Annotated in this window: 8 protein-coding genes and 1 pseudogene; 3 read left to right on the forward strand and 6 right to left on the reverse strand. The window is 66.9% G+C overall.

The genetic code is table 11. The annotated features are described in order from the left end of the window. Window positions 1–140 precede the first annotated feature (140 nt). From B3446_RS06595 to B3446_RS28550, 3 genes and pseudogenes are all read left to right on the forward strand, one after another. Window positions 141–941: an IclR family transcriptional regulator gene (locus B3446_RS06595; RefSeq protein ID WP_175137867.1), complete on the forward strand. Its 801-nt coding sequence runs from the start codon at window positions 141–143 to the stop codon at window positions 939–941. A gap of 4 nt (window positions 942–945) precedes the next feature. Next, window positions 946–1,335, forward strand: a pseudogene (locus B3446_RS06600) (PaaI family thioesterase); the annotation flags it as partial. Window positions 1,336–1,339: 4 nt separating this feature from the next. Beyond that, window positions 1,340–1,576: a pentapeptide repeat-containing protein gene (locus B3446_RS28550; protein ID WP_409558294.1), complete on the forward strand. Its 237-nt coding sequence runs from the start codon at window positions 1,340–1,342 to the stop codon at window positions 1,574–1,576. Here the strand turns inward: B3446_RS28550 and B3446_RS06605 are convergent. From B3446_RS06605 to B3446_RS06630, 6 genes are all read right to left on the reverse strand, one after another. Next, complete coding sequence (locus B3446_RS06605) at window positions 1,480–3,327, reverse strand: methyl-accepting chemotaxis protein (RefSeq protein ID WP_291378586.1); 1,848 nt, start codon at window positions 3,325–3,327, stop codon at window positions 1,480–1,482. The two genes, B3446_RS28550 and B3446_RS06605, sit on opposite strands and share 97 nt — an antisense overlap. Window positions 3,328–3,552: 225 nt before the next feature. After that, entirely contained in the window at window positions 3,553–4,737 is a 1,185-nt protein-coding gene (gene prpF / locus B3446_RS06610) for a 2-methylaconitate cis-trans isomerase PrpF (protein WP_291378588.1), read from the reverse strand. 84 nt (window positions 4,738–4,821) lie between these two features. After that, window positions 4,822–7,437 (reverse strand): Fe/S-dependent 2-methylisocitrate dehydratase AcnD, encoded by a 2,616-nt coding sequence (gene acnD, locus B3446_RS06615; protein ID WP_291378596.1) that lies wholly within the window; start codon window positions 7,435–7,437, stop codon window positions 4,822–4,824. Continuing rightward, window positions 7,437–8,147, reverse strand: a complete 711-nt coding sequence (locus B3446_RS06620) for a GntR family transcriptional regulator (protein ID WP_291378590.1) — start codon at window positions 8,145–8,147, stop codon at window positions 7,437–7,439. The genes acnD and B3446_RS06620 overlap by 1 nt, the downstream gene beginning before the upstream one ends. Before the next feature lie 139 nt (window positions 8,148–8,286). After that, window positions 8,287–10,092 carry an NAD(P)/FAD-dependent oxidoreductase gene (locus B3446_RS06625; RefSeq protein ID WP_291378592.1) on the reverse strand — a complete coding sequence of 602 codons (1,806 nt, stop codon included), beginning with the start codon at window positions 10,090–10,092 and terminating at the stop codon, window positions 8,287–8,289. 303 nt (window positions 10,093–10,395) lie between these two features. Then, window positions 10,396–11,267 (reverse strand): sigma-54-dependent Fis family transcriptional regulator (locus B3446_RS06630; RefSeq protein WP_291378594.1); only part of this gene is annotated, 872 nt, incomplete at its 5' end.

Raw genomic sequence — 11,267 nt, forward strand, 5'->3', positions numbered from 1 at the left:
TGTGGAACCCACTATGCGCGCCGCCAAATAAATTGTCAATGACGTTTATTGATTGTATATAGACAATTAAGAGGCGTGGAGGCGGCCCCGCGAGGCGGGCGCCGCACGGTATGCTTGCCGCAATAAAAATGGAGAACCCGATGAGTGAAACCGGTACCCCGGAAATTGCCAGCGCCGGCGGCCCGCGCGTGCGGCCTGTGCCGGCCGTGACGCGATCGATCGCGATCCTGCGCCTTCTGGGCCGGGGCGGCGAGCCCATGACGCTGAAGGCCATCTCGCAGGAACTGGGCATGGTGACCAGCACGTGCCTGCACATTCTTCGCGTCCTGGTAGAAGAAGGCCTGGTGAAGGTCGACCCCGGCGCCAAGCGCTACAGCCTGGGCGTGGGCATGCTGACGCTTGCGCGCAGCGTGATCGAAAGCAACCCGTTCCCCGCGCTCGCGCAGCCCGTGCTGGATCGCATCGCCAACGCGGCCAGCGTCACCGCGATCGGCGTCGAGGTGTCCGGCAGCGATCACATGGTGGTGCTGGCGCTATCACGGTCCAACGCGCCGTTCCGCCTGCATGTGGACGTGGGAAGCCGCTTTCCGGCGCTGATCAGCGCAACGGGCCGGCTGGTCGCCGCGTTTGCGGATCTATCCGAGAAGGAACTGGAGCGGCGCTTCAAGGCCCTGCGCTGGGATCAGGCGCCCGAGTTCGCGGCGTGGAAGGCTGACGTGGATGCCGTGCGGCGGCAGGGCTACAGCGTGGACCGCAACAACTACATCAACGGCGTCGTCGTGATCGCGGTGCCGGTGTTCGACAGTCATCAGCGGCTGACGCATGCGTTGGTGGCTGCGGGGTTGGCCGAACAACTCGATGCGGCGCGCGTGGAATCGCTGGCGGCGGAACTGCAGGGCGAGGCGCGCGCGTTGTCGCAACTGATGGCGGCCAGGAGCTAGACCCATGGACACGCATTCCGCCGACGATTCCGCCGTTCCGCCCGGTTGGCGCAAACGCACGTTGCCCGGGTTTGCGGGCCTGATCGGGCCGTTGTGGGTGCGCAAGGAGGACGATGGCTGGGCATATGGCCTGTTGACCACCGCCGACCATCTGAATCCCGCAGGCGTGGTGCACGGCGGATTGCTGACCGCGCTGCTGGACCACGGCATCAGCGCGATCGCGTGGGAAGCGCTGGGCCGGCGCGCCTGCGTGACCGTGCAACTGGACACGCATTTCCTGGCGGCGGCGCGCGAAGGACAGTTTCTGCAAGTGCGCGGCCGCGTGGCGCGGGCTACGTCGTCGCTGGTGTTCATGCAAGGGGAATTGAGCGCGGACGGGGAGGTCGTCGCGACGGCGGTTGCCGTGCTCAAGCAGGTCGGCCCGCCCCGGAAAACGGCGGGAGAACCTGCGACAGGCGAACCTGCGGCAGGCGGACCTGCGGCAGGCGAACCTGCGGCAAACACGCGGGCGGCGTAGCACTCCGCCGGCGATTCCGGATCAGCCCTGCGGCAGCGCGATCAACCGGCCCGTGCCGGCCGCTTCTTCCTCGCGCAGCTTGAAGCGCGCAACCGCATCGGCCAACACACGCGCCTGATCGCTCAACATGCCCGACGCCGCCGTGGACTGCTCGACCAGCGCGGCGTTCTGCTGCGTGGCCTGATCCATGTCGGCGACCGAGCGGTCGATCTGCCCCAGCCCCGTGCTTTGCTCGGCCATGGCGCCGTGGATCTCGCTCACCATCCGCTGCACGCGGTTGATGCCGTCGACGATCTCGGTCATGGTCGAACCGGCGGCCTGCACGCGTTCCGTGCCGCTCTTCACGTTCTGCACCGACGCCTCGATCAACGTCTTGATCTCCTGGGCGGAAGCCGCGCTTCGTTGCGCAAGCGTGCGCACCTCCCCCGCCACCACCGCGAAACCGCGGCCCTGTTCGCCGGCACGCGCAGCCTCGACCGCCGCGTTCAGCGCCAGGATGTTGGTCTGGAAGGCGATGCCGTCGATCACGCGGATGATCTCGGTGATGCGCCGCGACGATTGCGAAATCTCGTCCATGGTGGTGACCGCGTCCTTGACCACCTGCCCGCCGCGCGCGGCGACCGCGCTGGCTTCGTCGGCCAGGCGCGTCGCGTGCTCGGCGGTTTCCTCGGTCTGACGCACGCTGGACGCAAGCTCGGTCAGCGCCGACGACGTTTCCTCAAGCGAGGCGGCCGACGTTTCCGTGCGCTGCGACAGATCACGGTTGCCCATGTCGATCTCGCGCGTGGCGGCGCTCATCGAGTGCACGCCGCTGCGCACCTCGCGCATGACGTGGGTGATCTTCTCCACAAACGCGTTGAACGAGGCCGAAATCTGCGCGACCTCGTCATGACCGACCACGGCCAGGCGGTGCGTCATGTCGCCGTCGCCGGAACCGATGGTGTCCATGGCGTCGCGCACGGCGGACAGACGCTTGAAGGCGCGCGACGTGATCAGGCTGGCGATGCCCACGGCCACCAGCGTCAGGACCACCAGCGAGATCAGGGTGGCATTCAACACCTGCGTCAGGCCGACGGTGGCCTCGGTCTTGTCCAGCGCCACGACCAGATACCAGTCGGTGCCGGGAATGCGGCGCGCCTTCAGCAGCTTCTGCGCGCCGTCCAGCGCGATCTCAACAGGCTCTGCGCCGTCGCGGGCCATAGCCGCAATCGCATCGGCAGTCAGGGCCGGCGAGATGTCGGTCGACGGCTTGAGCGCCAGTTTGTCGTTCAGGTGCGAGATCACCTGGCCGTCCGTGCCCAGCACAAATGCGCTGCTGGACGGGGTGGGATGGATGGCCTTGATGATGTCCTTCACGCCGTCGAGCGGCACGGCGCCGCTCAGCACGCCGGTCGTCTGGTCGTTGCGGATCATCGGCGCGGTGAACGCCACGTACAGCACGCCGGTGCTGGAATCTCCGTAGGGCTTGGTGATCGTCAGCTTGCCGGCGGCCACGGCGCTCTTGTACCAGGGCCGGGCGGTCGGATCGTAATCCGCCGCGGTCTTGGTGGTGGAAAAGAAGGTCTTGTCGGACCAGCCGATGGTGGTGATGGGAAAGCCGTTGGTCTCGCCCATGAGCTTGGTCAGGCCCCGGGGATCGCCTTTCTCGACCACCTTCGCGGTGGCGTCGACAGCCTGCGCCTTGTCGGCCGACCAGCGCTCGATGGCGCTGGCGTTGCCGGAAGCCACGGCGTTCAGGGTCGCGGCGATGGTGGACATCATGTTGTCGCGCACGATCTGGTAGGTGATGAGGCCCGAGAGCGTGAGCGCTCCCACCACCGTAAAGCAGGTAATAAGCAAAATGCGGTTGCGCAGCGACGTTATCTTCATGCTCGTGTACTGGATACGCCGACGTGGAAAGTCGGCGGGTTGCTAGTCGGCCGGGAAATCCCCGGACGCAATCCGCTAACGGCAGGCGGATGCGGCGACTTTAGGGGGCCGAATCAGAACATCGAGCAATATCAATCGCGGCGCTGTCGGACCGCTTTCATTGCAGAAATGTGAACGGGGCAGAATCTGCCCCGTTTGCGGTTTTGGAAGGTGTGAATAGCGGGGTCAGAACCCCTCACGCGGCACGTGCACGCGGCCTTCCATCAGCACGCGCGCGCTGCGGCTCATGATGGCTTTGGTCACTTTCCAGTCGCCATCCACCAACTGCGCCTGCGCGCCGACACGCAGGGTGCCCGAAGGGTGTCCAAAGCACACGTTGTCGCGCTCGCCGCCGCCTGCCGCCAGGTTCACCAACGTGCCGGGCACGGCTGCTGCCGTGGCGATCGCGACGGATGCCGTGCCCATCATGGCGTGATGCAGCTTGCCCATGGACAGCGCGCGCACCAGCACATCGATGTCGCTCGTGCCGATCTTCTTGCCGCTGGACGAAATGTATTCCTTGGGTGGGGCGACGAAGGCGATCTTGGGGGTGTGCTGGCGGCTGGCGGCCTCAGCGAGGTCCTTGATGAGGCCCATGCGCAGCGCGCCGTGGGCGCGGATGGTATCAAAGCGCGACAGCGCGGCGGCGTCGCCGTTGATCGCGTCCTGCAGTTCCGTGCCGCTGTAGCCGAGCGCATCGGCTTCCAGGAAGATCGTCGGAATGCCGGAGTTGATCATCGTGGCCTTGAACGTGCCGACGCCGGGCACTTCCAGGTTGTCGACCAGATTGCCGGTAGGGAACATGGACCCGCCGTCGCCTTCCTCGGCCGGGTCCATGAATTCCAGGCGCAGTTCGGCAGCCGGGAAGGTCACGCCGTCCAGTTCGAAGTCGCCGGTTTCCTGCACCGCGCCGCCGGTGATGGGCACGTGCGCGACGATGGTCTTCTGGATGTTGGCCTGCCAGATCCGCACAACCGCGACGCCGTCCTGCGGAACGCGGGCGGGGTCGACCAGTCCGTTGGTGATGGCAAAGGGGCCGACCGCGGCGGACAGGTTGCCGCAGTTGCCGCTCCAGTCCACGAACGGCTGGTCGATGGAGACCTGGCCGAAGAGGTAGTCCACGTCATGGCCGGGTCGCGTGCTTTTGGCGACGATGACGGTCTTGCTGGTGCTGGACGTGGCGGCGCCCATCCCGTCAATCTGCTTGCCGTAGGGATCGGGGCTGCCGATCACGCGCAGGAGCAGCGCGTCGCGCGCAGCGCCCGGCACGCGGGCGGATTCCGGCAGGTCGTCCAGCTTGAAGAACACGCCTTTGCTGGTGCCGCCGCGCATGTAGGTGGCGGCGATCTTGGTTTGGGGAGCATGTGCCATGAGTCGATCCTGAAATATCGGTCCTGAGATATCGGAGTAGGGCGGCGGGCGCTGCAAACGCCCGCCCTTCGGTGCAACGGCCGGTCAGGCCAGCTTGCCGGCGTCCGTCGCCGAGGCGGCTTCCAGGAAATCCTGGGCAAAGCGCTGCAGCACGCCGCCGGCTTCGTAGATGGACACTTCTTCGGCGGTGTCCAGGCGGCAGGTCACCGGCACCTGTTCGGTGCTGCCGTTGCGGCGGTGGATGACCAGCGTCAGGTCCGCGCGTGGCTTGCGTTCGCCGATGACGTCGTAGCTTTCGGTGCCGTCAAGAGCCAGCGTCTTGCGGTTCACGCCGGGTTTGAATTCCAGCGGCAGCACGCCCATGCCGATCAGGTTGGTGCGGTGGATGCGCTCGAAGCCTTCGGCCACGATGGCTTCGACGCCGGCCAGGCGCACGCCCTTGGCGGCCCAGTCGCGCGACGAGCCCTGGCCGTAATCGGCGCCGGCCACGATGATGAGGGGCTGCTTGCGGTCCATGTAGGTCTCGATGGCCTCCCACATGCGCATGACCTGGCCTTCCGGCTCCACGCGCGCCAGCGAGCCTTGCTTTACCGAGCCGTCGGCGTTCTTCACCATTTCGTTGAAGAGCTTGGGGTTGGCGAACGTGGCGCGCTGCGCGGTCAGGTGGTCGCCGCGGTGCGTGGCGTACGAGTTGAAGTCTTCTTCGGGCAGGCCCATTTTGTGCAGGTATTCGCCCGCGGCGCTGTCCATCAGGATGGCGTTGGACGGCGACAGGTGGTCGGTGGTGATGTTGTCGCCCAGGACGGCCAGCGGCAGCATGCCGCGCAGCGTACGTTCGCCGGCCAGCGCGCCTTCCCAGTACGGCGGACGGCGGATGTACGTGCTTTGCGGGCGCCAGTCGTACAGCGGGCTGACGGCGGTCTGGCGGTCGTCCTTGATGCCGAACATGGGGGCGTAGACCTTGCGGAACTGCTCGGGCTTGACCGCCGACTTGACCATGGCGTCGATCTCTTCGTCGCTGGGCCAGATGTCCTTCAGGCGGATCTCGCGCCCATCGGCGGCCACGCCCAGGACGTCGCGCTCGATGTCGAAGCGGATCGTGCCGGCAATGGCGTAGGCCACGACCAGCGGCGGCGAGGCCAGGAAGGCCTGCTTGGCGTACGGGTGGATGCGGCCGTCGAAGTTGCGGTTGCCGGACAGCACGGCGGTCGCGTACAGATCGCGGTCGATGATTTCCTGCTGGATCTTCGGGTCCAGCGCGCCGGACATGCCGTTGCACGTGGTACAGGCGAACGCCACGACGCCAAAGCCCAGCTGTTCCAGTTCGTGCGTGAGGCCCGCTTCTTCCAGGTAGAGCTGCACGGCCTTGGATCCCGGCGCCAGCGAGCTCTTGACCCACGGCTTGCGCGCGAGGCCCGCGCGGTTGGCGTTGCGCGCCAACAGGCCCGCGGCGATCACGTTGCGCGGGTTGCTGGTGTTGGTGCAGCTGGTGATGGCGGCGATGATGACGGCGCCGTCGGGCATCAGGCCCGGCTGGTTCTCGACCACGCCGGCGATGCCGCGCTCGGCCAGGTCGGACACCGGCAGGCGGCGATGCGGGTTGGACGGGCCGGCCAGCGTGCGCACGACGGTGGACAGGTCAAAGCGCAGCACGCGCTCGTACTGCGCGGTCTTCAGGCTGTCGGACCACAGGCCCGCGGTCTTGGCGTAGTTTTCCACCAGCGCGATCTGCTCGTCCTCGCGGCCGGTCAGGCGCAGGTAGTCGATGGTCTGCTGGTCGATGGAGAACATCGCCGCGGTTGCGCCATATTCCGGCGCCATGTTCGAGATGGTGGCGCGGTCGCCCAATGTCAGGCTGGACGCGCCTTCGCCGTAGAACTCCAGGTACGCGCCCACCACCTTTTCCTTGCGCAGGAATTCGGTCAGGGTCAGCACGATGTCGGTGGCGGTGATGCCGGGCTGCGCGCGGCCGGACAGTTCGACGCCGACGATATCGGGCAGGCGCATCCACGATGCGCGGCCCAGCATGACGTTCTCGGCTTCCAGGCCGCCCACGCCGATGGCGATGACGCCCAATGCGTCGACGTGCGGGGTGTGGCTGTCGGTGCCGACCAGCGTGTCCGGGAAGGCCACGCCTTCCTGCGTGTAGATCACGGGCGACATCCGCTCCAGATTGATCTGGTGCATGATGCCGTTGCCCGGCGGCACGACCTCGATGTTCTCGAAGGCCTGCTTGGTCCAGTCGATGAAATGGAATCGGTCTTCGTTGCGGCGGTCTTCCACCGCGCGGTTCTTGGCAAAGGCGTCCGGGTCGTTGCCGTCGTATTCCACCGCCAGCGAATGGTCCACGATCAACTGCACCGGCACCACCGGGTTGACCTTGGCCGGGTCGCCGCCCTTGTCGGCGATGGCGTCGCGCAGACCCGCCAGGTCGACCAGCGCGGTCTGACCCAGGATGTCATGACAGACCACACGCGCCGGAAACCACGGAAAGTCCAGGTCGCGGCGGCGTTCGATCAGCTGCTTGAGCGCGGCGGTCAGCAGCGCGGGATCGCAGCGGCGCACCAGGTTTTCGGCCAGGACGCGGGACGTGTAGGGCAGGCCGTCATACGCGCCGGGCGCAATGGCCTCCACGGCCGCGCGGGCGTCGAAGTAGTCCAGGCGGGTGCCGGGCAGGTTCTTGCGGTACGACTTGTTCATCATGCCTCCGTGCGCTGTTGGGTGCTTTGCGCGATCTGTTGTTCGATATTGATGCGGGATGCGCGGATGTGCCGGCGCATCAGAAGTTCAGCCAGCTCGCCATCGCCGTCGGCGATGGCGTCCAGAATGCGGTGGTGCTCGGCATAGGCCTGCCGCGGGCGGTTGGGCGTCGTCGAATACTGGATGCGGTACATGCGCGCCAACTGATAGAGCTCGTCGCACAGCATGCGGAACAGCATCTGGTTGCCGCTGCCCTTGACGATGCGGTAGTGGAAATCGTAATCCCCTTCCTGCTGGTAATAGCCCAGGCCGGCCTGGAAGGCTTCGTCGCGTTCGTGCGCGTCCAGCACGCCGCGCAGCTCGTCGATTTCCGAGGGCGGCATGCGCTCGGCGGCCAGGCGGCAGGCCATGCCTTCCAGCGATTCGCGGATTTCGTAGAGTTCGACCAGTTCCTGGATCGACAGGGACACGACGCGCGCGCCGGCGTGCGGCACGCGCACCAGCAGCTTCTGGCCCTCCAGCCGGTGCAGGGCCTCGCGCAGCGGACCGCGGCTGACGCCGTGGATGCGCGCCAGTTCGGGTTCGGAGATCTTGCTGCCCGGGGCGATTTCGCCCTTGACGATGGCGGACTGGATCTTGCGGAAGATGTGGTCCGACAGGGTTTCGCCGTCGGGGGGCGCCGTGCCCGGCAGGGTGAGCACTTTGCTCATGGTGTCGACAATTTGTTCCGTTTGTGGGGTGATAAGCGGAAAAACGCGTCGGTAACGCGTCGAAGTGTCAACAATTTACTCCCCGGGCGGGGGCGGGCGCAAGGGCCGTCGGCCCCTGCGCGCCCCGTTGCCTCGGCACCTACCGCTTGTGGTGCACCTCCTGCATTCCATATACCTGCACGGGGAGGCCGGCGTGGCGGGCCTTCAATTGCAGGGACAGATACTGCGAGTAATGGCGCGACTGGTGCAGGTTGCCGCCGTGAAACCACAGGGCCTCTTGCTGCGTGGGCTTCCACATGTTGCGCTGTTCGCCCTCCCACGGCCCCGGGTCCTTGGTGGTGGCCGATCCCAATCCCCAGCATTTGCCGACCTTGTCCGCGACCTCGGGGCTGATCAGGTCCGCCGCCCAGCCATTCATCGAGCCGTACCCGGTGGCGTAGACCACCAGATCGGCGGGCAGCGTGACGCCGTTGGTCAGCACGACCGCATCGCGCGTGAGCCGGCTGACGTCGGTGCGGGATTGCAGCTTGATGCTGCCGTCGATGATGAGATCGCACGCGCCCACGTCGATGTAATAGCCCGAGCCGCGCCGCAGGTATTTCATGAAGAGACCCGAGCCGTCGTCGCCCCAATCCAGCATGAAGCCGGCGGCCTCCAGCTTCTGGTAGAACTCGGCGTCGCGCTCGCGCATCTGCTCGTAAAGCGGGATCTGGAATTGCGCCAGGATCTTGTAGGGCACCGACGCGAAGGTCAGGTCGGCTTTGCGCGTGGTCATGCCATTGGCCAGCGCCTGCTCGGAATACAGCCCGCCCAGCCCGATGTCCATCAGCGTCTCGGAGCGCACGATGTGCGTGGACGATCGCTGCACCATCGTGACGTTGGCGCCGCCTTCCCACAGCGCCGCGCAGATGTCGTGGGCCGAATTGTTGGCGCCGATGACGACGACGTTCTTGCCGCGGTAGGCGTCCGGGCCGGGATGGCGCGACGAGTGCTGCTGCTCGCCCTGGAACTCGTCCTGTCCTGGAAAGCTGGGCACATTGGGCTTACCCGACATACCGGTGGCCAGCACCAGCTGTTTGGGCCGCAGCACCACGGGCTTGCCCTCGCGCACGACCTGGACCTCCCATTCCTCTTTGTCCTCGTCGTAGCGCGCCGACTCGCAGATCGTGGAGGTCCAGTAGTTCAGCTCCATCACCTTCGTGTACATCTCCAGCCAGTCGCCGATCTTGTCCTTGGGCGCGAAAACGGGCCAGTTTTCGGGGAAGGGGATGTAGGGCAGGTGGTCGTACCAGACCGGGTCGTGCAGGCACAGCGACTTGTAGCGCTTTCTCCAGCTGTCGCCGGCGCGCTCGTTCTTTTCGAGGATGAGCGTGGGCACGTCGAGTTGGCGCAGACGCGCGCCCAGCGCGATGCCGCCCTGGCCGCCGCCGATGATCAGCACGTAGGGCTGCGTTTCGTAGCCCAGCTCGGCGGCTTCGCGTTCGCGTTTTTCCAGCCAGGTCTGGCGTTCGCGGCTGTGGCCGTGCTGGGCGCCCATGGGCCGGCGCACGCCGCTCGGTTCTTCGTGGCCCTTCAGTTCCGACATGGTGGTGAGCAGCGTCCAGATCTTGCCGTCCTTGACCCGGATGTGGCCGTAGCCGCGCGCGAGATTCGTATCAACGCGGAACCAGCCCTGCAGCAGGCCGCCTTCTTCGGTGGTCGCCTCGGCCTCGTCGCGGGTGAAGCGCACCGGCTCGACCTGTTGCAACTGGTGTTCCAGCATGTCGCGGATCTGGTCCTGGCCTTCCAGCGTGCGCAGGTTCCAGGAAAACAGCACCAGGTCGCGCCAATAGCATTCGTCCTGGAACATCCGGGCGACGGCGTCGATGTCCTTGTTGCCCAGCGCAGTGTTCAGCTGCGCGAGCAACGCGTCCAAGGCGGCGTCGGCAGCGTGGTCGATCGGCATGTCATGTCTCCTTGCCCGGGGTGGGCGGTCGTTGTCGTGGCGGACGCACGGTCCGGCGGCCGGCGATCCGGCGGTCCGGCGGCGGCCCCGTCCTGTGTCGGAAGGTGGTCGCCGATCAGGAACATGCAAATGCCATGCCAGGTGAGTCGGACGGGGAAGCCCCGGCGCGCGCGGGTCGAGGCGGGAGTGGGGGTGTGGCGCGATGCCACACCTGTGGCGCAACGTTGTCGCGCAACCCCGTGGCGCAATCCCATGGAGCAATCCCGTGGTGCAACCGCGCGCGATCCGCGCGACGCTGCAGCGTCAGCGGCGCGAGGCCAATCCGTAGCGGCGCATCTGGCGATGCACGGTGGAACGGTCCACGCCCATGCGACGCGCCGCTTCCGATACGTTGCCCGCGCAGCTGGCCAGCGTGGCGCGCAGCGCGGCTTCCTCGGGGCTGCCAGCCACGGGTGCTGCCTCCGGCGCCAACGTGTCGGGCAGGTCGTGCGGCTGGATGACGCCGTGTTCGCACAGCGCGGCAGCCACCGCAATGACGTTGGCCAGTTCACGGATGTTGCCTGGCCACGCGTGCGCTTTCAGGGAGATCAACGCGGCAGGCGACAGCGCGGGCGCGCCGGATTCGTCCTGGTGCCGCGCCAGGATGCGCGCGATCAGCCAGTCCAGGTCCTGCCGTTCGCGCAGGGGCGGCACGGTGAGCGCGGCCGCGTTGATGCGGTAGTACAGGTCTTCACGAAAACGCCCCTCGCGCACCAGCGCGCCAAGGTCGCGGTGCGATGCCGACACCAGCGACAGGCGCAGCGCGCGCGGCGCATTGGCCCCGATCGGGGTGACCTCGGATTCCGCCAGCACGCGCAGCAGGCGGCTTTGCAGCGCCAGTGGCATGTCGCCGATCTCGTCCAGAAAGAGGGTGCCGCCGTCGGCTTCCTCGATAAGACCCTTGCGGCCCTTGGGGGCGGCGCCGGTGTAGGCGCCGGGCAGGTAACCGAACAACTCGCTTTCGATCAGCGATTCGGGGATGGCGGCGCAATTGACGGCGACGAAGCGGCCAGCGCGCCGGCTTTCATCGTGGATGGCGCGCGCAAGGTACTCCTTGCCGACGCCGGTCTCGCCCTGCAGCAGCATGGGCAGGCCCTGCCGCGCCAGCTTGGCGGCGCGCACCAGCAGCGCGGCCA

This window comes from Achromobacter sp. UBA5777, assembly GCF_002418565.1.
In the GTDB taxonomy this organism is placed as follows: Bacteria; Pseudomonadota; Gammaproteobacteria; order Burkholderiales; family Burkholderiaceae_B; genus Achromobacter; species Achromobacter animicus.

Excerpts from the sequence above, each read along its gene's own strand:
- prpF (WP_291378588.1), bottom strand. The coding sequence starts at position 4,737 with ATGGCACATGCTCCCCAAACCAAGATCGCCGCCACCTACATGCGCGGC.
- B3446_RS06595 (WP_175137867.1), top strand. The coding sequence starts at position 141 with ATGAGTGAAACCGGTACCCCGGAAATTGCCAGCGCCGGCGGCCCGCGC.
- B3446_RS06625 (WP_291378592.1), bottom strand. The coding sequence starts at position 10,092 with ATGCCGATCGACCACGCTGCCGACGCCGCCTTGGACGCGTTGCTCGCG.
- B3446_RS06620 (WP_291378590.1), bottom strand. The coding sequence starts at position 8,147 with ATGAGCAAAGTGCTCACCCTGCCGGGCACGGCGCCCCCCGACGGCGAA.
- B3446_RS06605 (WP_291378586.1), bottom strand. The coding sequence starts at position 3,327 with ATGAAGATAACGTCGCTGCGCAACCGCATTTTGCTTATTACCTGCTTT.
- acnD (WP_291378596.1), bottom strand. The coding sequence starts at position 7,437 with ATGAACAAGTCGTACCGCAAGAACCTGCCCGGCACCCGCCTGGACTAC.